This is a genomic window from Mesorhizobium sp. SP-1A (assembly GCF_032460275.1).
GTDB lineage: Bacteria > Pseudomonadota > Alphaproteobacteria > Rhizobiales > Rhizobiaceae > Mesorhizobium.
Window position 1 is genome coordinate 40,732 of the sequence record NZ_JAVXZD010000001.1, and the last position, 21,835, is coordinate 62,566.

Below are 21,835 nucleotides of genomic sequence, written 5' to 3' on the forward strand. Positions count from 1 at the left end.
CTTCAGCTCACGCCCTTCGGCACGTCTGCCGGCTCGACGGTGTCGACCACCTTCTGGCGGTGGAAGATGAACAGGCCCGCCAGAACGATGATGCCTGCGCCCGCCATCATGCGCAGCGACGGCACGTCGCCGAAGAACGTCAGGCCGAAGATCGTCGCCCACAAAAGCAGCGTGTAGTGCAGTGGCGCGAGCGTGGAAGCCGGCGCCAATTTCAGCGCCCGCGTGATCATCAGATGCGCGGCGCAGGAGACGATGCCGAGCAGAAGCATGGCGCCCCAGTCGAGCGGGGTGGCCGCGTGCCAGTTCCCGACGGCGGCGGCCGCTCCGACCAGCCCGGTGCCTATGGTCTGCCATGTCACCAGCGCGGTATCGCTGGTGTTGCGCAGTTTTCGTCCGAGCACGATGGCGATGCCGAAGGAGACGCTGCCGACGAGCGCGAACAGCGAAGACAGCGACAGCGCTGCCGACGAAGGGTTCAGCATCACCAGCACGCCGCAGAAGCCGATCAGGATTGCCAGCCAGCGGCGCCAGCCTACCTTCTCGCCGAGCAGCAGATGGGAAAGCGCCGCGACATAGATCGGGCCGGCCATGTAGTAGCTCATCACGTCGGCCAGCGGCAGGTAGACGACGGCGGCGTAGAAAAAGGCCGTGTCCAGCGCCGTGGCGATGACGCGCAGCACCTGCAGCAGCGGCCGTTCGAGCCGGAACAGGCTGGCGGCCGGCTTGCGCGCGATCATCGGTCCGAGCACGAAGAAGGCGCCGATGGAGCGCACCAGCACCACCTGCCCGACGGAGAAACTGGCGACCAGCCATTTGCCCATGGCGTCGTTGAGCGCGAACATGAAATCGCCGCCCAGCATCAACAGGATGCCGGCCAGGACCGCATTTCTCGCTAGATGCTCACGGGCGAAGATGGACGCCATGCCGAACTTTCCTGCCGCCGACGATGGCTTGCTCACCACCCTCTAGCCGCGTCCATGGGGTTTGGCGAGAGGAATCGATTGGCTCAGGAACTACCGCTTCGATGCGCGGCCGGGCGTCATGTTTCCTGCGGCGGCGTGACGTGGCGGCGGTCGATCTCGGAAGGACGGCCAGCGATCGCCAGCCTGGTCTTCTGCCGGGCACGCTCGGCCACCACCTTGCCGCGCGCGATCACGCAAAGGCGCTCCGGCCGCAGCCTGACCGCCTCGATCGGGTTGCCGGCGTCCAGAACCACGAGGCTGGCGCGCTTGCCGACCGCCAGGCCGAGATGGTCGAGACCCATGATCGTGGCGTTGACGTTGGTCACCATGTCGAAGCACTTCGCCATGTCTGCCGGCGAGGACATCTGCGCCACATGCAGCCCCATGAAGGCGACGTCGAGCATGTCGGCGGTGCCGAGCGAATACCAGGGGTCCAGCACGCAGTCCTGCCCCCAGCCGACGCGTATGCCGAGCGCCTGCATCTCCTTCACCCGCGTCAGCCCGCGCCGCTTCGGGAAGGTGTCATGGCGGCCCTGCAGCATGATGTTGATGAGCGGGTTCGGTATGACCGAAAGATCGGCCTCCGCGATCATCGGAAGCAGCTTCGAGACGTAATAGTTGTCCATGGAATGCATCGAGGTCAGGTGCGAGCCCGCCGCCCTGCCGTGCAATCCAAGCCGTTGCGTCTCGTAGGCGAGCTGTTCGACATGGCGCGACAGCGGGTCGTCCGTCTCGTCGCAATGCAGGTCGACCATCAGCCCGCGCTCGGCCGCGATCTCGCACAACTCCGTCACCGAGCGCGTGCCGTCGGCCATGGTCCGCTCGAAATGCGGGATGCCGCCGACGACGTCCACGCCGAGATCCAGCGCGCGGATGGTGTTCTCGCGCGCGGTCGGCGAGCGGTAGAAGCCGTCCTGCGGAAAAGCGACGAGCTGCAGGTCGATATAGGAGGACACCTCCTTCTTCACCTCCAGCAGCGCTTCCACGGCAAGCAGCCGGTCGTCACAGGTGTCGACATGGGTGCGGATGGCGAGCAGCCCCATCGAAACGGCCCAGTCGCAATAGGCGAGCGCACGCTCCTTCACCGCTTCATGCGTGAGCAGCGGCTTCAATTCGCCCCACAGCGCGATGCCTTCGAGCAGGGTCCCGGAGGCGTTGATGCGCGGGATGCCGTAGGACAGCGTGGCGTCCATATGGAAATGCGGATCGACGAAGGGCGGCGACACCAGATTGCCGGCCGCATCGACCACCCGGCCGGCTTCCGCCTCGATACGGGGTTCGATCGCCGCGATCATCTCGCCCCTGATACCGATATCGGCGACCCTGCCGTCCGGCAGGGTGCCGCCGCGCACGATGACGTCGAAGCTCATTCTGGTTCCCTCTCACATTCAGCGGCGTCATGCGGAAGCCGGCCGGCCCAGAGCGTGGACCGGCTATCCGGGATCCATTCCGCCACCTTGCCCGCGTTCCGGAATGGATCCCGGCTCGCGGTGGCTTTCGCTCCCTGACGGACGACGCGGGTGCTGTTACTCCGGAACCTTGCGGACCGCGCCCTTGTCGGCGCTGGTGGCGAAGGCGGCATAGGCCTTCAGCGCCGCCGACACCTGGCGCTTGCGCTGTTCCGCCGGCTTCCAGCCCTTGGCGTCCTGCTCGACCCGGCGCGCGGCAAGCTCGGCTTCCGGCACGGCCAGGTTGATCGTCCGGTTCGGGATGTCGATCTCGATCGTATCGCCCTCGCGCACGAGGCCGATCGTGCCGCCCAGCGCCGCCTCCGGCGAGGCATGGCCGATGGAGAGGCCCGATGTGCCGCCCGAGAAGCGGCCGTCCGTCACCAGCGCGCAGGCCTTGCCCAGCCCCTTCGACTTCAGGTAGCTGGTCGGATAGAGCATCTCCTGCATGCCCGGCCCGCCCTTCGGGCCCTCGTAGCGGATGACGACGACGTCGCCAGCCTTCACCTCGTTGCCGAGGATGCCTTTCACGGCGGCGTCCTGGCTCTCGAACACCTTGGCCGGGCCGGTGAACTTGAGGATCGATTCATCGACGCCGGCCGTCTTCACGATGCAGCCGTCGAGCGCGATGTTGCCCTTGAGCACGGCCAGGCCGCCATCCTTGGAGAAGGGGTGCTCGGCCGACCGGATGACGCCGGTTTCGCGGTCGAGATCCAGTTCCTCCCAGCGCCGATCCTGGCTGAAGGCGACCTGGGTGGGCACGCCGCCGGGCGCGGCGAGATAGAAGTCGCGCACCTTCTGGCTATTGGTGCGCGAAATGTCCCAATGCTCGATCGCCTGGCCGATGGTCGCGGTGTGCACCGTCGGCTGGTCGCGGTTGATGAGGCCGGCCTTGTCGAGCTGGCCGAGGATGGCGAAGATGCCGCCGGCGCGGTGGACGTCTTCCATGTGCACGTCGCTCTTGGCCGGCGCGACCTTGCTGAGGCAAGGCACGCGCCGCGACAGCCGGTCGATGTCAGCCAGCGTGAAGTCGATGCCGCCTTCCACGGCGGCGGCCAGGATATGCAGCACCGTGTTGGTGGAGCCGCCCATGGCGATGTCCAGGCTCATGGCGTTCTCGAAAGCCGGCTTCGAGGCGATGGCGCGCGGCAGCACGCTCCCGTCGTTCTGTTCGTAGTAGCGCTGCGCGAGATCGACGACCAGATGGCCGGCTTCCACGAACAGCCGCTTGCGGTCGGCATGGGTGGCGAGCGTCGAGCCGTTGCCCGGCAGCGAAAGGCCGAGCGCCTCGGTCAGGCAGTTCATCGAATTGGCGGTGAACATGCCGGAGCAGGAGCCGCAGGTCGGGCAGGCCGAGCGCTCCATCACGGTCACTTCCTCGTCGCTGACATTGTCGTCGGCGGCCGCCACCATGGCATCGATCAGGTCAACGGCCGTGACCTTGTCCTTCCACACCACCTTGCCGGCCTCCATCGGGCCGCCGGAAACGAAGACGGTGGGGATGTTCAGCCGCATCGCGGCCATCAGCATGCCGGGGGTGATCTTGTCGCAGTTGGAGATGCAGACCATGGCGTCGGCGCAATGCGCGTTGACCATATATTCCACCGAATCCGCGATCAGCTCGCGCGACGGCAGCGAATAAAGCATGCCGTCATGGCCCATGGCGATGCCGTCATCCACGGCGATGGTGTTGAATTCCTTGGCGACGCCGCCCGCTTTCTCGATCTCGCGCGCCACGAGCTGGCCGAGGTCCTTCAGATGCACGTGGCCGGGCACGAACTGGGTGAAGGAGTTGACCACCGCGATGATCGGCTTGCCGAAATCGGAATCCTTCATGCCGGTGGCGCGCCAGAGCCCGCGGGCGCCGGCCATGTTGCGGCCATGGGTGGTGGTGCGTGAGCGATAGGGAGGCATGAAATCGTCCTTGGCTTACGTGCCGCGCCCGGAAGAACGGAAGCGGCCTATCTGGCTTGAAGGGCTATATATACGTCATCGGCGGTACTGGCCACGATTTTGCGCTGCGCCAGTTTGGCACCCGTGCCGACAGCAGCCAATCTGTTTCACGGTCGTTGTAGGATTGCGTGCGTCGCGCACGTCCTTGGACTGACGGCGCACGAAACGCCGTTCGGCCAGAGGGCCAGCCAGTCATAGCGAGGAGAAAATCATGCAGAAGATCAGTCCATGCCTGTGGTTCCGGAACGAGGCCGAAGAGGCGGTCGATTTCTATGTTTCGATCTTTCCCGGCGCGAAGAAGGGGACCGTGCTGCGGAGCGGTGATAGCGGTCCCGGACCTGCGGGCAGCGTCGTCCTGGTCAACTTCGAGCTGTTCGGTCAGTCGTTTCAGGCCCTGAACGGCAACTCGGAAGACGCCTTCAACAATGCGATCTCCCTGTCCGTCGACTGCAAGGACCAGGCCGAGGTCGACTATTATTGGGACAAGCTGATCGGCGATCGCGGCAAGGAGATCGCATGCAGCTGGCTGAAGGACCGCTATGGCGTGTCCTGGCAGATCGTGCCGGAAATCCTGCCCCGGCTGCTCAACGATCCGGACAAGGCCAAGGCGGGCCGCGTGATGCAGGCCATGATGAAGATGGTCAAGATCGACGTCGCCAAGATCGAAGAGGCGGCGAAGGGATAGCCCGGACAACCCGGACAACAAAGGGCACGAACAAAAAAGCGGCGGATCGCTCCGCCGCTTTTGTTTTTTCTGCGCGCTGTGCCGTCACCCGTGCTGGGGCGCGACTTCGGTTTCGGCTGGCGCGGCCTCTTCCGCCGCGCGCTTGTGCTCGTTATGCGCCAGGAAGGTGTAGAACATCGGCACGACGAACAGCGTGAACATGGTGCCGATGAGGATGCCCGAGAAGATCACCAGGCCCATCGAGTAGCGCGCGGCGGCACCTGCGCCCTGGGCCAGGATCAGCGGCACCACGCCCAGCGCCATGGCCGCGGTGGTCATCAGGATCGGCCGCAGGCGCACCTTGGCCGACGCGATGATGGCATCGACCTTGGACATGCCATGCAGTTCCCGCTGCTGGTTGGCGAATTCCACCAGAAGGATACCGTGCTTGGTGATGAGGCCGATGAGCGTGATGAGGCCCACCTGCGTGTAGATGTTGAGCGTGCCGAGCCCGAGGTTCAGCGGCACCACGGCGCCGAAGATCGACAGCGGCACCGACATCATGATGATGAGCGGGTCACGGAAGCTCTCGAACTGCGCCGCCAGCACCAGGTAGATGACGACGACGGCCGCCGCGAAGGCGATCAGGATGGTGCTGCCCTGTTCCTTCTCGAGCCGGGACTGGCCGGAATAGTCCACGAAGAAGCCGCTCGGCATCACCGATTGCGCGATGTCTTCGATGGTCTGCAGGCCGGTGCCCGTGGTCACGCCCGGCAGGGGCAGGGCCGAGATGGTCGCCGAGTTGAGCTGGTTGAACTGCTCGATGGCCACCGGCGAGGCGTTGGTGGCGATATGCACCACCGACGACAGCGGCACCATCTGGCCCGTCGTGCTGTTGCGGACGAAATATTCTCCCAGCCTCTGCGGGTTGTCGCGATACTCCTGCGGCACCTGCATGATGATGTCGTAGCTGTTGGAATCGCGGTCGAACTGCGCGATTTCGCCACCGCCGACCAGAAGGCCCAGCGTGTTGCCGATGTCGGAGATGGGCAGATCGAGCGCGGCCGCGCGATCGCGGTCGATGGTGACCGTCACCTGCGGCGCGTCGAAGGACATCGAGTTCTGCACGATGATGAAGCGGCCGGAGGCTTGCGCCTTCTGCTTGATCTGCTCCGCCACCTCGTAGACCTTGTCGGGATCGCCGGTGGTGCGGATCACCATCGAGATCGGCAGTCCGCCGCCGGAGCCCGGCAGGGTGGGCGGCGCGAACACGAAGGACTGCACGCCCGCCACGGCTCCGATCCGGTTCTGCAGGTCGGCCTGCAACTCCTTCTGCGAGCGGCTGCGCTCGGCCCAGTCCTTGAACGCCCAGCCGATGAACGCCATGTCCGTCTGGCCCGTGCTGGGCGCGACGATGGAGAACATCGCCCTCAGTTCGGGCAGGTCCTTGGTCAGTTTCAGGATCTGCTCGACATAGGTGTTGGTGTAATCCGACGTGGCGTAGCGCGGCGCGTTGACGATCGAGAGCAGGAAGCCCTGATCTTCTTCCGGCGCCAGTTCGCTCGATGTCTTCGTGAACATGAAGCCGGTGACGCTGACCAGCGCGATGACGATCAGCAGCGTGACCGGCCGATACTTCAGGGAGCCGGTGACCAGCCGCTCGTAGCGGTTGGTCAGGCGCTCGAAGGTCCTGTCGACGAAGGCCGCGAAACCGCTGTTGTGGCCGGATTTCAGCAGCCGCGCCGACATCATCGGCGTGACCGTCAGCGCCACGAAGCCCGAGATGATGACCGAGCCGGCGAGCGTCATGGCGAACTCGCGGAACAGCGCGCCGGTCAGGCCGCCGGTGAAGGCGAGCGGCGCGAACACGGCGGCCAGGGTGATCGTCATGGCCACGACCGGTCCCGCGATTTCCTTCATGCCGACGAAGGCCGCCTGCATGGGCGAAAGGCCTTCCTCGATATGGCGGTGGACGTTCTCCACCACCACGATGGCATCGTCCACGACCAGGCCGATGGCCAGGACCATGGCCAGCAGCGACAGGAGATTGATCGAATAGCCGACCGCATAGAGGATGAAGCACACGCCGATCAGCGACAGCGGGATGGTGATGATCGGCATTGCCACCGAGCGGAACGAGCCCAGGAACAGCAGGATCACGACCATGACGATGGCCACGGCTTCGGCGATGGTCTTGAACACCTCGTCGATCGACGCGCCGATCTGCTCGGTCGAATCGTAGACGATGACCATCTTCATGCCCTGCGGCAGGGTGGCCTGGATGTTGGGCAGTTCCTTGTGGATCGCCGAGGCCGTGGTCAGCGGGTTCGCCGACGGCGTCGGGAACACGCCGAGGAAGATGCCCGGCTGCGTGTTGAAGGTGACCCGCGTGTCCGTGTTCTCGGCGGCCAGCTCGACCTTCGCGACGTCGCGCAGGCGCACCACGTTTCCGTCGGTCGAGCGCAGCGGCATGGCGCCGAACGCTTCCGCCGACTGCAGCGTGGACTTCACCGTGATCGAGTTGGCGACGAACTTGTTCTGCGTGGAACCCGGCGCCGACAGGAAGTTCGAGGCCTTGATGGCGGCGAGCACGTCAGCCGCGGTCAGTCCGCGCGAAGCGAGCTTCTGCGGATCGACCCACACGCGCATCGAATATTCGGCGGCGCCGAGGATCTGGGCGTCGGCGACGCCTTCGACGGTGGTCAGGCGCGGCCGGATGACGCGCGAGATGTATTCGGTGAGCTGCTCCGGCGTCATGTTCGGGTTCTGCAGCGAGATGTACATCATCGCGAACTGCTGGCCGGTACCCTTGGTGATCACCGGGTCCTTGGCGTCCTGCGGCAGCGTTCCGCGCACGCCCTGCACCTTCGACAGCACCTCGGTCAGCGCCACGTCCGGGTTGGAGCCGAGCTTCATCTGCACCGTCACGGTGGAAGACGACGGCCGGCTCTGCGAGGTCACGTAGTCGATGTTTTCGGTGGTCGAGACCGCGCGCGCGATCGGGGCGGTGATGAAGCCCTGGATCAGGTCCGCGCTGGCGCCGGGATAGGCCGTGGTGACGGTGATGACCGTCTCCTCGACCTCCGGATATTGCCGGATCGCCAGGTTGAAGATGGCCTGGAAGCCGACGAGCAGGATCAGCAGCGCGACGACGGTCGAAAGCACCGGCCGTCGGATGAAGATATCGGAGAAACTCATTTTGAACCGCTCTCCTTGCCGACCAGCTTGGACGGATCGATGGCGTTGTCGACCTTGACCGGCGCGCCGTTCGACAACCGGTTTTGGCCCGCGGTGACGATCTGCTCGCCCGGCTTCACGCCGTCGGTGATCTCGATGCGCCCGTCGGAGCGGCGGCCCGTCTTGACGAAGACCTGATAGGCCGCAAGCTCGGGGCCCTTGTCCTTGGGCTGCTCGGCAGCGGCTGCCTGGCCGTCCTTGCCGGCGGCGGGAGCCGCTGGCTTCTTCTCCGCCGGCCGCACCACATAGACGTAGTCGCCATAGAGGCTGGTGGTCAGCGCCGTCTGCGGCACGGCGATGACGCCGTCCTCCTTCGGCTGCTCGACCCGGACCTGAAGGAACTGGCCGGGGGTGAGCCTGGCGTCGGGATTGACCACCTCGGAGCGGACCGACACCAGTCGGCTCGACGGGTCGATCCTGGGGTCGATGCCGGTGATGGAGCCCTTGTAGGGCATGTCGTCCGCCGTCAGGCCGAAGGCCACCGGCTGACCCATCTTGAGATTAGGGAACTGCTGTTCCGGCACGGTGAAATCGACCCGCATGGTGTCGACGTTCTGCAGAGAGACCACCGGATTGCCGGGCGCCAGATATTGTCCCAGATCGATCTTGGGAATGCCGACGATGCCGGAGAACGGCGCCCTGAGCAGTTTCTGGTCGGCCAAAGCCTGCGTCTTCGTGACCTGCGATTTCGACGAGGAAGCGGCCGCGCTGGCGGCGTCGAGCGTCACCTGCGTGCCGGCGCCGCTCTTGCGCAGTGCCTGCGCGCGTTCCAGCGCCATGGCGTCGAGAGCGGCCTGGGTCTTGGCGGCCGCCAGGTCGGCCTGCTCGACGGCGTCGTCGAGCCGCACCAGCAACTGACCCTGCTCCACGCGGTCGTTGGCCTTGAACAGGATCTCCTTGACCACGCCGGTGGTCTCGACGGTCAGGCTCACGCCTTGCGAGGCCGAAACGGTGCCGATGGCCTCGATGCCGGGCGTCCATGTGACGGGCTCGACCTTCACCGTGGACACGGTGAGCGGCACAACCGGCATGTTGGCGAAATATTGCTGGATCGCCTTGTCGCGGAACATGTTGAAGCCGACGATCCCCCCGCAGATCAGAACGAGCAGGATGATTGCTATGATGAAGCGCTTGATCACGGGCGGGTCCTCTTGCGGCTATACGGGTCCAAATGCCCGGTCGTTCTCCAAAACGACGCGTGCCGGCTTAAATCGAGCGGTTTTACTGTACCGTCTAGACGGTCTTGTCAATTGTGGATACGCTAAAACTTCAATCGAGAGGCCCGATGAAGACCCCAAGAACCAATTCTCGCGAAAAGATACTGACAGCTGCTGCCGCGGTGGCTCGCGAAAATGGACCCGGCAACCTGTCGCTTGACGCAGTAGCAAATCGGGCGGGAGTCTCCAAGGGCGGGCTGCTCTACAATTTTCCAACCAAGGCCAAGCTGATGCAGGCCCTGGTGGAGAACTACCTGAAGGAATTCGAGCATGCGCTCGAAGTCGAGAGCGCTGCCAACAGCAAGGAAAGCCTGCTGGCCATCTATATCCGCCTCTCGACCAGGGAATGCGAAAAAACGCATCCTTCTGCCTCCTGGATATTTTCGGCGGTGGCGGAGGATCCTGATTTCCTGGCGCCGATCAAGAGTTTCCGCCGGCAGCTCTTCGACCGTCTGAAGGCCGAAACGCCGGACCTCAACGCGCTGCTGGTCGCCTATCTCGCCATCGAGGGCATGCGCAGCCTGAACCTGTTCGATTTCGATCTGCTTTCGGAACGGGAGCGCGAGATGCTGACGTCCTCGCTGCTGGAGATCGTTGAGACCGGGCCGGTTCCGCCGATGCGGCCCTGCAGGCTGTCCAAGTGACCCCTTCCAACGGCCGTCGCGACGGCGTTTAGTCGAAACATGGCTTTCACCATCAGGCAGTTGCAGTTCTTCGTCGCCGCGGCTGAACAGGGCTCGGTGTCGCGCGCCGCGCAAACGCTTTCCATTTCGCAATCGTCGGTGACCGAGGCGATCAAGGATCTGGAAAGCGATCTCGGCGTCGAACTGTTCGACCGCCATCCGCGCGGCTTGAACGTCACCCATAAGGGCCATCAGTTCCTGCGCCATGCCACCAAGATCCTGGCCGATGTTTCGGATGCGCGCCGGACCTTCCATATCGGCCAGGAAATGGTCAGGGGCAGGCTGCAGCTGGGCGTCACCTCGCTGGTCGCTGGCTATGTGCTGTCCGACCTGCTCGCCCGCTACCGCCGCGCCTATCCCGGTGTCGAGATCTCGGCCATCGAGGACAATGGCGACTATCTTGAGCATCTCCTGATCGGCGGCAAGCTGGACGTGGCCGTCATGGTCACCTCCAACCTGCGCGACCGCACCGCCTTGCAATCCGAAATCCTCGAAGTTTCCGCCTATCGCCTCTGGATGCCGCTCGGCCACGCCCTCTCCGGTGCGGACATCATCAGCATCGGCGACATCGCCACCGAGCCGCTGATCATGCTGACCGTCGACGAGATCGAGGAGAACACCGGCCGGCTGTTGTCGGCGATCGGCGCCAAGCCGCACATCGCGTTCCGGACGCGCTCGGTGGAGGCGGTGCGCAGCCTCGTCGCCACCGGCGCCGGCGTGGCGCTGCTGCCCGATCTTGTCTACCGGCCGTGGTCGCTCGAAGGCGATCGTATCGAGTCGCGCGACGTCTCCGGCTCGCTGCCGGTCGTGCAGGTCGGCATGGTCTGGCGCCGCGGCTCCGGCCTGCCACAGGCCGCGCGCGATTTCATCGGCATCGCCCAGTCGCAGCGGACAATCCGCCAGCGGCAATAAAGCTATCGGAAAAACCGATATCGACTTTCTGACAAATGAATTTGCGAAAGCGGCTTTTTCGCGACACCTTCAGTCCAGGCAACGGATCGCAGCAGGGGCGGTCCTTGGTGGAGGAGGAAACCATGAATGCATTCCTGAAATCCTGTACCGCTTTGACCGTCGCGCTGACCTTTGCCGGACAGGCCGTCGCGCAGGAGGCGCTCAAGGAATTGGGCAAGGGCGAGGGCGCGCTCTCGATCGTCGCCTGGCCGGGCTATATCGAGCGTGGCGAGAGCGACAAGAATTACGACTGGGTCACGGATTTTGAGAAGCAGACCGGCTGCAAGGTGACGGTCAAGACCGCCGCGACCTCGGACGAGATGGTCGCGTTGATGAACGAGGGCGGCTTCGACCTCGTCACCGCCTCGGGCGATTCCTCGCTGCGCATGGTCGCCGGCAAGCGTGTCCAGCCGATCAACACCGACCTTATCCCGAGCTGGAAGACCGTCGACAAGCGGCTGCAGGACGCGCCCTGGTTCACCGTCAACGGCGTGCACTACGGCGTGCCCTATCAGTGGGGGCCGAACGTGCTGATGTACAACACGAAGGTGTTCAAGGAAGCGCCGAAGAGCTGGAACGTGGTGTTCGAGCCCATGGACCTGCCCGACGGCAAGCCCAACAAGGGTCGCGTCCAGGCCTATGACGGCCCGATCCATATCGCCGACGCCGCCAACTATCTGATGTTCCACAAGCCCGAGCTTGGCATCAAGGATCCGTACGAGCTGAACGAGGACCAGTACAAGGCCGCGCTCGACCTGTTGCGCGTGCAGCGCACGCTGGTCGGCCGCTACTGGCACGACGCCATGATCCAGGTGGACGACTTCAAGAACGAGGGCGTCGTCGCTTCCGGCTCTTGGCCCTTTCAGGTCAATCTGCTGGCCAGCGAGAAGCAGCCCGTCGCCTCCACCATCCCGCAAGAAGGCGTCACCGGCTGGGCCGACACCACCATGCTCCATGTCGACAGCCCGCATCCGAACTGCGCCTACATGTGGCTGGAGCACTCCCTTTCGCCCAAGCTGCAAGGCGACCTCGCTGCCTGGTTCGGCTCCAACCCCGCCGTTCCGGCCGCCTGTAAGGGCAATGCGCTGCTGACGGACGAGGGCTGCAAGACCAACGGCTTCGAGGACTTCGACAAGGTCAAGTTCTGGAAGACCCCGGTGTCCAAATGCGCCACGCAGGGCGACCAGTGCGTGCCCTACTACCGCTGGGTGTCCGACTACATCGCCGTTATCGGCGGACGCTGAGAGTTCACCGCTTGCCCCTCCTCTTTGGGGAAGGGTGGCGGAGCAATTGAAGCGAAGCGAAAAATCGGGACGCGGGGCAAGGTATTCCGCGGTTGCCGTACCCAAACCGCTTCCCGGCCTGCGCTTCGCTCGGGTGTTCGCCTTCCCTACGCACGGGGAAGGCCAGGTTGCGCGCCCGCGCTTGCACTTCGACAAGACCATATCCGGCGGAAATTGAACCTATGACCACAGCCGTCTCCTTCAGACAAGTGTCCCGCCATTTCGGTGCGGTGAAAGCCGTCGACGCGGTCGATCTCGATATCGCGCCGGGCGAATTCTTCGCCATGCTGGGCCCCTCCGGCTCCGGCAAGACGACCTGCCTGCGCCTGATCGCCGGCTTCGAGCAGCCGACCTCCGGTTCCGTGTCCATATTCGGCGAGCGCGCCGAGGGCGTGCCGCCCTACCGGCGCAACGTCAACACCGTCTTCCAGGACTATGCGCTGTTTCCGCATCTCAGCGTGCTCGACAATGTCGCCTACGGTTTGATGGTCAAGGGCGTGGCCAAGTCCGAACGCTACCGGGCCGCCGAACAGGCATTGGCGCTGGTCCGTCTGCCGGACTATGGCGTGCGCCGCCCCAGCCAGCTTTCCGGTGGCCAGCGCCAGCGAGTCGCGCTCGCCCGCGCGCTGGTCAACCAGCCCAGGGTGCTTCTGCTGGACGAGCCGCTCGGCGCGCTCGATCTCAAGCTGCGCGAGAACATGCAGGAGGAGCTGAAGTCGCTGCAGAAATCGCTCGGCATCACCTTCGTCTTCGTCACCCACGACCAGGGCGAGGCGCTGTCGATGGCCGACCGCGTCGCCGTCTTCAACGACGGGCGCATCATGCAGGTGGGCACGCCGCAGGAAATCTACGAGCGTCCCGCTACCCGCTTCGTTGCCGATTTCGTCGGCTCCTCCAACGTGCTGCCGCCGGATTTCGTCCAGCGCTATGCAGGCCAGCGCCGCTGGGGCAGCCTGCGGCCCGAAGCCATCCGCATCGGCTCCGCCGGCTCCGGCGATGGCGTTTCCGCACGCCTGATCTCCACCAATTATCTCGGTGCCACCACCCGCCTGCTGCTGGATGCCGAAGGATTGCGCCTGCATGCCATGGCCCCAGCCGGTGTCCATTTGCCCGCCGAAGGACAAGAGGTGAGGCTCACCTTCAACCGCGACCAGCTGCACCTGATGGAGGACGCGGGATGATGGACGGTTTTTCGATCGCCCTCCTTGAGGGGGAAATGGCCGGCAAGGCGAAAGGGGGCGTCGCGTCATGACGAGCGCCGCTCTCAACGACCATAGGCGCGCTATCCTGCCGTCCTCGGGCGGCATGCGCGGCGCGCTGTCCGACGTGTTCTGGCGCAAGCCGAAGCTTCTGCTCCTACTGATGCTCCTGCCTCCGGTACTTTGGCTGGGCATCGTCTATATCGGCTCGCTCATCGCGCTCCTGTTGCAGAGCTTCTTTTCGATCGACGAGTTTTCCGGCCTCATCAATCGCCAGTTCACGCTCAGGACCTATGCCGACCTGTTCCAGGCGGCCAATCTCGACATCATCGTCCGCACGATCACCATGGCCGCGCTGGTGACGGTCGCCGCCGCCATCGTCGCTTTCCCCATCGCCTATTATGCGGCCCGCTATGCGCGCGGCCGTTGGAAGGCGCTGTTCTATCTTGCCGTCATGCTGCCGCTGTGGTCCAGCTATCTGGTCAAGATCTATGCCTGGAAGCTGATCCTGGCCAAGGAAGGCATCCTCACCTGGGTGCTCGACAAGTTCCATCTCTCCTGGCTGCTCGACGCGTGGCTGTCGCTTCCCTACGTCGGGGGCAATTCGCTGTCGCTCTCCTTCACCGGAACCTTCATCGTCTTCGTCTATGTCTGGCTGCCCTTCATGATCCTGCCGGTGCAGGCCGCGCTGGAGCGGGTGCCGGGCAACCTGGTCGAGGCGTCGTCCGATCTCGGCGCATCGCCGGGCCAGACCTTCCGCAACGTGCTGTTTCCGCTGGCTCTGCCCGGCATCGTCGCCGGCTCGATCTTCACCTTCTCGCTGACGCTCGGCGACTACATCATACCGCAGATCATCGGCACCTCGCGCCTGTTCATCGGCCAGGCCGTCTATGCCCAGCAGGGCACGGCCGGCAACATTCCGCTCGCCGCCGCCTTCACGGTCGTGCCCATCGTCATCATGGGCTTCTACCTGTGGGGCGCCAAGCGTCTGGGAGCTTTCGATGCGCTCTGATGTCGGGCATGTTTCAGGCTTCGCCAAAACCGGGAATGCACCCCCACTCCGTCTCGCTGCGCTCGACACCGCTCCCCCTGCCTGTGGGAAAGGAAGGGCGCGAGGCGAGCGGCCGGCTTTTCCTCTCCCCCGTCGATCGGGTGAGAGGTGGTTTGCGCAGCAAACCGGAGTGGGGGTCGATTTCAACGTCGAAGGAGCGAACCATGCGCTCTGACCGTTCGCAATCCGCACCGCTGGGCTTGAAGATCGCCGCCGCCTGCGGCTTGCTCTTCCTGCACCTGCCGATCCTCATCATCTTCGTCTACGCCTTCACCAGCGAGGAGAAGAGCTACCAGTGGCCGCCGCCCGGCCTCACCCTCGACTGGTTCGCCGTGACCTGGAACCGGCCGGACGTGTGGAAGGCCCTGTCGCTGTCCGTGCAGGTGGCGGCCGTCTCGACGCTGATCGCGCTGATCCTCGGCACGCTGTGCGCGGCCGCCGTGTCGCGCACGAAGTTCTTCGGCCGCGAGGCCATCTCGCTTCTGGTCATCCTGCCCATCGCGCTGCCCGGCATCATCACCGGCATCGCGCTGCGCTCGGCCTTCGCGCTGACGGACATTCCGTTCTCGTTCTGGACGATCGTGCTCGGCCACGCCACCTTCTGCGTGGTGGTGGTCTACAACAATGCGGTGGCCCGCTTCCGCCGCACCTCCGGTTCGCTGATCGAGGCGTCCTACGATCTCGGGGCTGACGGGTTCCAGACCTTCCGCTATTGCGTGCTGCCCAACATCGCCACCGCGCTGCTGGCGGGCGGCATGCTGGCCTTCGCCCTGTCCTTCGACGAGGTCATCGTCACCACCTTCACCGCCGGGCAACAGCAGACGCTGCCGATCTGGATGCTGGAGGAACTGATCCGCCCGCGCCAGCGTCCCGTCACCAATGTCGTGGCCATGGTCGTGGTGCTGGTGACGCTGCTGCCCATCCTTGCCGCCTATTACCTCACCCGCGACGGCGACCAGATCGCCGGCTCGGGCAAATAAAGGGAGACTTCTCATGGACACCCAGATGCTGATCGGCTCGAAGTTCGAGACGGGTACCGAAACCGCGGAGCCGATCCTCAATCCAAGGACCGGCGAAACCATCCTCGACCTGCCCGAAGCCAGTTCCGCACAGATCGATGCGGCAGTGGATGCCGCCGAAAAGGCCTTCGCCACATGGTCGCGCACCACGCCGGCGCAGCGTTCAGGCTATTTGCTCAGGATCGCCGACCGCATCGAGGCCGAGGCGGAAGAATTTGCCCGGCTGGAGGCGTTGAACTGCGGCAAGCCGATCAACGCCGTGCTGAACGACGAGATCCCGGCCATCGTCGACTGCTACCGCTTCTTCGCCGGTGCGGTGCGTTCCATGCCCGGCCAGGTGGCGGGCGAGTACCTGCCGGGCCACACCTCGATGGTGCGGCGCGACCCGGTCGGGATCGTCGCCTCCATAGCACCGTGGAACTATCCGCTGATGATGATGGCCTGGAAGCTGGCGCCGGCCATCGCCGGCGGCAACACGGTGGTCTTCAAGCCGTCCGAGCAGACGCCGCTGACGGCGCTGAAGCTCGCCCGCATTCTGGCCGATGTGCTGCCGGAAGGCGTGGTCAACGTAGTGCTCGGGCGCGGCGAGAGTGTCGGCAGCCCGCTGATCAACCATCCCAAGGTCAACATGATCTCCATCACCGGCGATGTCGCCACCGGCAAGAAGGTGCTGCAGGCGGCCGCCAAGTCGGTCAAGCGCACGCATCTGGAACTCGGCGGCAAGGCGCCGGTCATCGTGTTTGACGATGCCGATCTGGATGCCGTCGTCGCCGGCCTGCGCGCTTTCGGCTACTATAATGCCGGGCAGGACTGCACCGCCGCCTGCCGCATCTATGCCGGCGGCAAGATCTACGACAAGCTGGTGGCGGACCTGACCTCGGCGGTCTCCACCATCAAGTACAACCGCCCGGACGATACCGAAAACGAGATCGGGCCGCTCATCTCCAGGCGGCAGCGCGACCGGGTGTCGAGCTTCGTGGAGCGCGCCTCGGAGCTGAAGCACATCAAGATCACCACCGGCGGCAAGCCGGGCGACGGCAACGGCTTCTACTACCAGCCGACCGTGATCGCCGACGCTCTCCAGGAGGATGAGATCGTGCGGCGCGAGGTGTTCGGGCCGGTGGTTTCCGTCACCCGCTTTTCCGACGTGGACGAGGCCGTCGCCTGGGCCAACGACAGCGACTATGGGCTTGCCTCCTCGGTGTGGACGAAGGACGTCTCGCGCGCCATGGCCACCGCCGCGCGCCTGCAATATGGCTGCACCTGGATCAACACGCACTTCATGCTGACCAACGAGATGCCGCATGGCGGGCTGAAGCAGTCCGGTTACGGCAAGGACATGTCGGTCTATGCGCTGGAGGACTACACGGCCGTCCGGCACGTCATGATCGCGCATGGGTGAGGAGTGGTCCGCGTAGCGGACGAAAAGTCCGGAATGGGCTTTTCGAACAACGAACGCCCGGAGCCGAAGCGGAGGGCCGGCCCGCCGGCTTCGAGCGCACAGAGAAACCTTGATGCCGGTGGCATCAAGGCAGGCCAGCGCGCGGCGGGAGCTGGCGGAGGCAGCGGTCCCCGCCGGGCGGTTCCGGAATGGCCGAAGTCCGCACTGCTCGGCCAGCCCGTCCGACAATGGAAGCCCATCTGCATCGACGCATGAACCGAGGGAGGAACCCATGCAACGTCGTCAGTTTCTTGCCATCGCTACCGCCGTGCCGGCACTTTTGGCCGTGACGCCATCATTTGCCGAAGACAGCGCCCAATCGGTCGTGAAAGCTTATCTGGCCGCCTGGAATGCACATGATTCGGCCAAGGCCGCCGGCTATTTCGCCGACGACGTGACCTATTACGATGCCTCGGTCGGAACGCCGGTGACGGGCAAGGACGCCGCCAAGACGGGCGTCATCGACAATTTTCTCAACGCCGTTCCGGATGCCGTCTGGAAGATGAGGGGCGACCCCGTCGTGCAGGGCGATCGGGTGTCCTTCGAATGGGTCTTTTCCGGCACCAACACCGGCGCCTGGGCTGACGGCACGAAGGCCACCGGCAAGAAGTTTTCCTTCAACGGCGCGTCGATGTTTTCCGTGAAGGACGGCAAGATCGCTACCCAGAGCGACTATTACGACGCTCTCGGTTTCTACAAGCAGCTCGGGCTTATGTGATCTTCCCCGTCAGTGCGCGGCGGCTGAGGCACGCGCCGCCGCCGGCCTCTCTTCCGGCGCGGGGCGCCTGATCCTGGAGGCGGCTTCGATGACCAGCGGCTTGAAGCCCTTGCCGCCGGCGTCGATCATTTCGAAAAACTGGCGCCGCATCCGCGGCTCCCAGAACTTGTTGATGTGGTTGGCCACCCCCGCCGCGGCTTCATCGTGCGGCTGGGAAAGGAAGAAGGTCGCGATCTGGTTGGCCATCATCACCAGCTTCTCGCTGGTGGACAGGACGTGATCCTCGTCATGCGACATGCCTGGTATCCTCGCAAATCACCCGGTCCGGGTGGGAAAAAACATCGAAATCCTCGCCGCGCACAAGCGCCACGAGTGTCATGCCGGCCGCATCGGCCGTGCGCACCGCAAGCGCGGTCGGCGCCGATACAGCAAAGATGGCAGACGCGCCGATCGCCGCCGCTTTCTGCACCATTTCCACCGAGACCCGGCTGGTGATGACTACGGCGCCGCTGGAACCGTCGATGCCGTCGCGCGCCAGCGCGCCCGCCAGCTTGTCCAGCGCGTTATGCCGGCCGACATCCTCGCGCGCGGCAACGACGCCCTTGCCGGGCACGTAGAAGCCGGCGGCGTGCACGGCGCCGGTTTCGGAGTGGAACGGCTGCATCTTCGAAAGCAGCTTGACGGCCAGCGTGACGTCGTCGGCCGTGAAGGAAAGCTTCGAGGCGCCGACCGCGTCCACCGAGCGCATCGCTTCCTCGATCGATTCGATGCCGCAAAGGCCGCATCCGACCGGCCCGGCGAGCCGGCGCCGCCTTGCTTCGAAACGTGTATTGGCGCGGTCCCTCAGCCTGATCTGGATATCGAAGCCGGCGCCGAGGTCCTGGACCACGATGTCCTCGATCTCGTCAGGACTGCCAACGATGCCTTCCGTCAGCGAGAAACCGAGCGCGAAGTCCTCGAAATCGGCCGGGCTCGCCATCATCACCGCATGCGTCGTTCCGGCATAGGAGAAGGCGACGGGCGCCTCCTCCGGGACCAGGCGGACGGCCGACGCGGTGCCGTCGGCGCGGCGCGCGAGACGCAGGGTGGATGTGACGGCGGGGCGATCTGACATCGTGGACGGGCCTTCCCTATTCCGCGGCTTCCAGGGAAATCCGCCGGCTGTTGCGGGCCTGCTCGTTGTATTCGGTCTGCCAGTCGGTCGGGCCGTTGGACGGCGACACCTGCACGGCGGTGACCTTGTATTCGGGGCAGTTGGTGGCCCAGTCCGAGAAGTCGGTGGTCACCACGTTGGCCTGCGTGTCGGGGTGGTGGAAGGTGGTGTAGACCACGCCGGCCGCCACGCGATCGGTGATCAGCGCGCGCAGCGTCGTCTCGCCCGAACGGCTCTTCAGGCGCACCCAGTCACCGTCGCGGATGCCGCGTTGTTCGGCATCGTGCGGATGGATCTCCAGCAGGTCCTCGGCATGCCACGCGACGTTTTCCGTGCGACGCGTCTGCGCGCCGACATTGTACTGGCTGAGAATGCGCCCGGTGGTGAGCAGCAGCGGGAAGCGTGGCCCGGTCTTCTCGTCGGTGGCCACATATTCGGTGCGGATGAACTTGCCCTTGCCGCGTACGAAGCCGCCGATATGCATGATCGGCGTGCCTTCCGGCGCCTTTTCGTTGCAGGGCCACTGCACCGAGCCCATCTTGTCGAGATAGTCGTAGGAGACGCTGGCAAAGCTCGGCGTGGTCTTGGCGATCTCGTCCATGATCTCGGACGGATGCGCATAGTTCCAGTCGAGGCCCATGGCCTGGGCGAGCAACTGCGTCACTTCCCAATCCGCGTAGCCGTTCTTCGGGGTCATGACCCGGCGCACGCGGTTGATCCGGCGCTCGGCATTGGTGAAGGTGCCGTCCTTCTCCAGGAAGGTCGAGCCCGGCAGAAAGACGTGGGCATAGTTTGCCGTCTCGTTCAGGAACAGATCCTGGACCACCACGCATTCCATTGCCGCCAGACCGGCCGCGACATGCTTCGTGTCGGGATCGGACTGAAGAATGTCCTCGCCCTGCACGTAAAGTCCCTTGAAGGACCCGTCGACGGCGGCGTCGAGCATGTTGGGAATGCGCAGTCCCGGTTCGTCGTCGAGCTTCACGCCCCACAGGCTTTCATAGATCTCGCGCACGGCGTCGCCGGAAATGTGGCGGTAGCCCGGCAGTTCGTGCGGGAACGAGCCCATGTCGCAGGAACCTTGCACATTGTTCTGGCCGCGCAGCGGATTTACGCCGACGCCCTGCCGGCCGATATTGCCGGTGGCCATTGCGAGATTGGCGATGGCCATGACCGTCGTGGAGCCCTGGCTGTGCTCGGTCACGCCGAGGCCGTAGTAGATCGCGCCGTTGCCGCCGCGCGCGTAAAGGCGGGCTGCGCCGCGGATCGTTTCGGCCGGAACCCCTGACAGCTTCTCGACCTCTTCCGGCGAATGCTGCGGCTCGGCCACGAAGGAGGCCCAGTCCTCGAATTCCGACCAGTCGCAGCGTTCGCGGATGAAGGCCTCGTCATAGAGCCCTTCGGTGACGATGACATGCGCGAGCGCCGTCATGATCGCGACATTGGTGCCCGGCTTCAGGGCCAGATGATAGGCGGCGTCGATATGCGCGGACTTCACCATCTCGGTGCGGCGCGGATCGATCACGATCAGCTTGGCGCCCTGCCGGATGCGCTTCTTCATGCGCGAGGCGAACACCGGGTGAGCGGACGCCGGGTTGGCGCCGATGACCACGATCACGTCGGAATATTCGACCGAATCGAAATCCTGCGTGCCGGCAGAGGTGCCGAAGGTCTGGCCGAGGCCGTAGCCGGTGGGCGAATGGCACACGCGCGCGCAGGTGTCGACATTGTTGTTGCCGAAGCCCTGGCGCACCAGTTTCTGGACGAGATAGGTTTCCTCGTTGGTGCAGCGCGAAGAAGTGATGCCGCCCACCGCTCCACGGCCATATTGATACTGGATGCGGCGGAACTCGTTGGCGGTATGGGTCAGCGCCTCTTCCCAGGAGACCTCGCGCCACGGATCGGTGATCTTCTCGCGGATCATCGGCTTGAGAATGCGATCCCTGTGGGTGGCGTAGCCGTAGGCGAAGCGGCCTTTGACGCAGCTATGGCCGCGATTGGCCTTGCCGTCCTTCCAAGGCACCATGCGGACCAGTTCCTCGCCGCGCATTTCGGCCTTGAACGAGCAGCCGACGCCGCAATAGGCGCAGGTGGTGACGACGGAATGTTCCGGCTGGCCGATCTGGATGACCGACTTTTCCGTCAGCGTCGCGGTCGGGCAGGCCTGCACGCAGGCCCCGCAGGACACGCATTCGCTGTCGAGGAACAGTTCGTGCGCGCCCGGCGAGACGCGACTGTCGAAACCGCGGCCCTCGATCGTGAGCGCGAAGGTGCCCTGCACCTCTTCGCAGGCGCGCACGCAGCGCGAGCAGACGATGCACTTCGACGGATCGTAGGTGAAATAGGGGTTCGACTCGTCCTTCGGCATCCACTTGAAGTTTTCGACGCCGTCGTTCTTGGCGCGGACGTGGTTGTCGCCTTCGTAGCCGTAACGCACGTCGCGCAGGCCCACGGCCCCGGCCATGTCCTGCAGTTCGCAGTCGCCGTTGGCGGCGCAGGTCAGACAGTCCAGCGGGTGGTCGGAGATGTAAAGCTCCATAACGCCCTTGCGGATGTCCTTGAGGCGGCCCGTCTGGGTGTGGACCACCATGCCGGGCGCCACGGGCGTGGTGCAGGAGGCGGGCGTTCCGGCCCGGCCCTCGATCTCCACCAGGCAGAGGCGGCATGAGCCGAACGCGTCGACCATGTCGGTGGCGCAAAGCTTCGGCACCTGGATGCCGGCCTCCATCGAGGCGCGCATGACCGACGTGCCTTCCGGCACTGTCACCTCGAAGCCGTCGATGGTCAGCGTGACCTGCTTTTCGGCGCGGGAGGCGGGAGTGCCGTAGTCGATTTCCTGTACGAGACCCATTTTCG

17 protein-coding genes are annotated in these 21,835 nt (G+C 64.8%); 9 read left to right on the forward strand and 8 right to left on the reverse strand.

Annotated elements, in window-relative coordinates:
* Positions 1-2: 2 nt before the first annotated feature.
* From QU595_RS00190 to ilvD, 3 genes are all read right to left on the reverse strand, one after another.
* On the reverse strand, positions 3-923 hold the full coding sequence (locus QU595_RS00190; RefSeq protein ID WP_315918130.1) for a DMT family transporter: 921 nt from the start codon (positions 921-923) through the stop codon (positions 3-5).
* Positions 924-1,039: 116 nt separating this feature from the next.
* Positions 1,040-2,332, reverse strand: coding sequence for an amidohydrolase family protein (locus tag QU595_RS00195; protein WP_315918131.1), 1,293 nt, complete (start codon positions 2,330-2,332; stop codon positions 1,040-1,042).
* Positions 2,333-2,488: 156 nt separating this feature from the next.
* Positions 2,489-4,324 (reverse strand): dihydroxy-acid dehydratase, encoded by a 1,836-nt coding sequence (gene ilvD, locus QU595_RS00200; RefSeq protein WP_315918132.1) that lies wholly within the window; start codon positions 4,322-4,324, stop codon positions 2,489-2,491.
* Positions 4,325-4,574: 250 nt separating this feature from the next.
* Here ilvD and QU595_RS00205 point away from each other — a divergent pair, with 250 nt between their 5' ends.
* On the forward strand, positions 4,575-5,048 hold the full coding sequence (locus tag QU595_RS00205; RefSeq protein ID WP_315918133.1) for a VOC family protein: 474 nt from the start codon (positions 4,575-4,577) through the stop codon (positions 5,046-5,048).
* A gap of 84 nt (positions 5,049-5,132) precedes the next feature.
* Here the strand turns inward: QU595_RS00205 and QU595_RS00210 are convergent, their stop codons facing one another.
* On the reverse strand, positions 5,133-8,225 hold the full coding sequence (locus QU595_RS00210; RefSeq protein WP_315918135.1) for an efflux RND transporter permease subunit: 3,093 nt from the start codon (positions 8,223-8,225) through the stop codon (positions 5,133-5,135).
* On the reverse strand, positions 8,222-9,403 hold the full coding sequence (locus QU595_RS00215) for an efflux RND transporter periplasmic adaptor subunit (protein WP_315918137.1): 1,182 nt from the start codon (positions 9,401-9,403) through the stop codon (positions 8,222-8,224). The genes QU595_RS00210 and QU595_RS00215 overlap by 4 nt, the downstream gene beginning before the upstream one ends.
* Positions 9,404-9,549: 146 nt before the next feature.
* On the opposite strand from QU595_RS00215, the gene QU595_RS00220 reads away from it, so the two are divergent.
* The 8 genes from QU595_RS00220 (at position 9,550) to QU595_RS00255 (ending at position 17,826) form a co-directional block, all read left to right on the forward strand.
* Positions 9,550-10,125, forward strand: a complete 576-nt coding sequence (locus QU595_RS00220; RefSeq protein ID WP_315918139.1) for a TetR/AcrR family transcriptional regulator — start codon at positions 9,550-9,552, stop codon at positions 10,123-10,125.
* Positions 10,126-10,164: 39 nt separating this feature from the next.
* Positions 10,165-11,076 carry a LysR substrate-binding domain-containing protein gene (locus tag QU595_RS00225; protein ID WP_315918141.1) on the forward strand — a complete coding sequence of 304 codons (912 nt, stop codon included), beginning with the start codon at positions 10,165-10,167 and terminating at the stop codon, positions 11,074-11,076.
* A 122-nt stretch (positions 11,077-11,198) separates the two neighbouring features.
* Positions 11,199-12,359: an ABC transporter substrate-binding protein gene (locus QU595_RS00230; RefSeq protein WP_315918142.1), complete on the forward strand. Its 1,161-nt coding sequence runs from the start codon at positions 11,199-11,201 to the stop codon at positions 12,357-12,359.
* Positions 12,360-12,580: 221 nt separating this feature from the next.
* Complete coding sequence (locus tag QU595_RS00235) at positions 12,581-13,579, forward strand: ABC transporter ATP-binding protein (RefSeq protein ID WP_315918144.1); 999 nt, start codon at positions 12,581-12,583, stop codon at positions 13,577-13,579.
* 124 nt (positions 13,580-13,703) lie between these two features.
* The gene (locus QU595_RS00240; RefSeq protein WP_315920624.1) at positions 13,704-14,609 is read left to right on the forward strand and encodes an ABC transporter permease; all 906 of its coding nucleotides are present in this window, start codon (positions 13,704-13,706) and stop codon (positions 14,607-14,609) included.
* A 203-nt stretch (positions 14,610-14,812) separates the two neighbouring features.
* Complete coding sequence (locus QU595_RS00245; RefSeq protein ID WP_315918146.1) at positions 14,813-15,628, forward strand: ABC transporter permease; 816 nt, start codon at positions 14,813-14,815, stop codon at positions 15,626-15,628.
* A gap of 13 nt (positions 15,629-15,641) precedes the next feature.
* Positions 15,642-17,069, forward strand: coding sequence for a gamma-aminobutyraldehyde dehydrogenase (locus QU595_RS00250; RefSeq protein ID WP_315918148.1), 1,428 nt, complete (start codon positions 15,642-15,644; stop codon positions 17,067-17,069).
* A gap of 271 nt (positions 17,070-17,340) precedes the next feature.
* Complete coding sequence (locus QU595_RS00255) at positions 17,341-17,826, forward strand: ester cyclase (protein ID WP_315918149.1); 486 nt, start codon at positions 17,341-17,343, stop codon at positions 17,824-17,826.
* 9 nt (positions 17,827-17,835) lie between these two features.
* On the opposite strand, the gene QU595_RS00260 is transcribed toward QU595_RS00255, so the two are convergent.
* From QU595_RS00260 to fdhF, 3 genes are read right to left on the reverse strand one after another with little or no spacing between them, the layout of a single operon-like run.
* The gene (locus tag QU595_RS00260; protein ID WP_315918151.1) at positions 17,836-18,123 is read right to left on the reverse strand and encodes a formate dehydrogenase subunit delta; all 288 of its coding nucleotides are present in this window, start codon (positions 18,121-18,123) and stop codon (positions 17,836-17,838) included.
* On the reverse strand, positions 18,113-18,940 hold the full coding sequence (gene fdhD, locus QU595_RS00265) for a formate dehydrogenase accessory sulfurtransferase FdhD (RefSeq protein ID WP_315918153.1): 828 nt from the start codon (positions 18,938-18,940) through the stop codon (positions 18,113-18,115). The genes QU595_RS00260 and fdhD overlap by 11 nt, the downstream gene beginning before the upstream one ends.
* 16 nt (positions 18,941-18,956) lie before the next feature.
* Positions 18,957-21,830, reverse strand: a complete 2,874-nt coding sequence (gene fdhF / locus QU595_RS00270; RefSeq protein WP_315918155.1) for a formate dehydrogenase subunit alpha — start codon at positions 21,828-21,830, stop codon at positions 18,957-18,959.
* Positions 21,831-21,835: the final 5 nt, after the last annotated feature.

Bases quoted from the DNA above. Each gene is read 5' to 3' on its own strand.
- QU595_RS00225 (WP_315918141.1), top strand. From the start codon at position 10,165: ATGGCTTTCACCATCAGGCAGTTGCAGTTCTTCGTCGCCGCGGCTGAA.
- QU595_RS00220 (WP_315918139.1), top strand. From the start codon at position 9,550: ATGAAGACCCCAAGAACCAATTCTCGCGAAAAGATACTGACAGCTGCT.
- QU595_RS00260 (WP_315918151.1), bottom strand. From the start codon at position 18,123: ATGTCGCATGACGAGGATCACGTCCTGTCCACCAGCGAGAAGCTGGTG.
- QU595_RS00235 (WP_315918144.1), top strand. From the start codon at position 12,581: ATGACCACAGCCGTCTCCTTCAGACAAGTGTCCCGCCATTTCGGTGCG.
- QU595_RS00250 (WP_315918148.1), top strand. From the start codon at position 15,642: ATGGACACCCAGATGCTGATCGGCTCGAAGTTCGAGACGGGTACCGAA.
- QU595_RS00240 (WP_315920624.1), top strand. From the start codon at position 13,704: ATGCGCGGCGCGCTGTCCGACGTGTTCTGGCGCAAGCCGAAGCTTCTG.
- QU595_RS00190 (WP_315918130.1), bottom strand. From the start codon at position 923: ATGGCGTCCATCTTCGCCCGTGAGCATCTAGCGAGAAATGCGGTCCTG.
- QU595_RS00255 (WP_315918149.1), top strand. From the start codon at position 17,341: ATGCAACGTCGTCAGTTTCTTGCCATCGCTACCGCCGTGCCGGCACTT.
- QU595_RS00230 (WP_315918142.1), top strand. From the start codon at position 11,199: ATGAATGCATTCCTGAAATCCTGTACCGCTTTGACCGTCGCGCTGACC.
- QU595_RS00245 (WP_315918146.1), top strand. From the start codon at position 14,813: ATGCGCTCTGACCGTTCGCAATCCGCACCGCTGGGCTTGAAGATCGCC.
- QU595_RS00195 (WP_315918131.1), bottom strand. From the start codon at position 2,332: ATGAGCTTCGACGTCATCGTGCGCGGCGGCACCCTGCCGGACGGCAGG.
- fdhD (WP_315918153.1), bottom strand. From the start codon at position 18,940: ATGTCAGATCGCCCCGCCGTCACATCCACCCTGCGTCTCGCGCGCCGC.
- ilvD (WP_315918132.1), bottom strand. From the start codon at position 4,324: ATGCCTCCCTATCGCTCACGCACCACCACCCATGGCCGCAACATGGCC.
- fdhF (WP_315918155.1), bottom strand. From the start codon at position 21,830: ATGGGTCTCGTACAGGAAATCGACTACGGCACTCCCGCCTCCCGCGCC.
- QU595_RS00205 (WP_315918133.1), top strand. From the start codon at position 4,575: ATGCAGAAGATCAGTCCATGCCTGTGGTTCCGGAACGAGGCCGAAGAG.
- QU595_RS00210 (WP_315918135.1), bottom strand. From the start codon at position 8,225: ATGAGTTTCTCCGATATCTTCATCCGACGGCCGGTGCTTTCGACCGTC.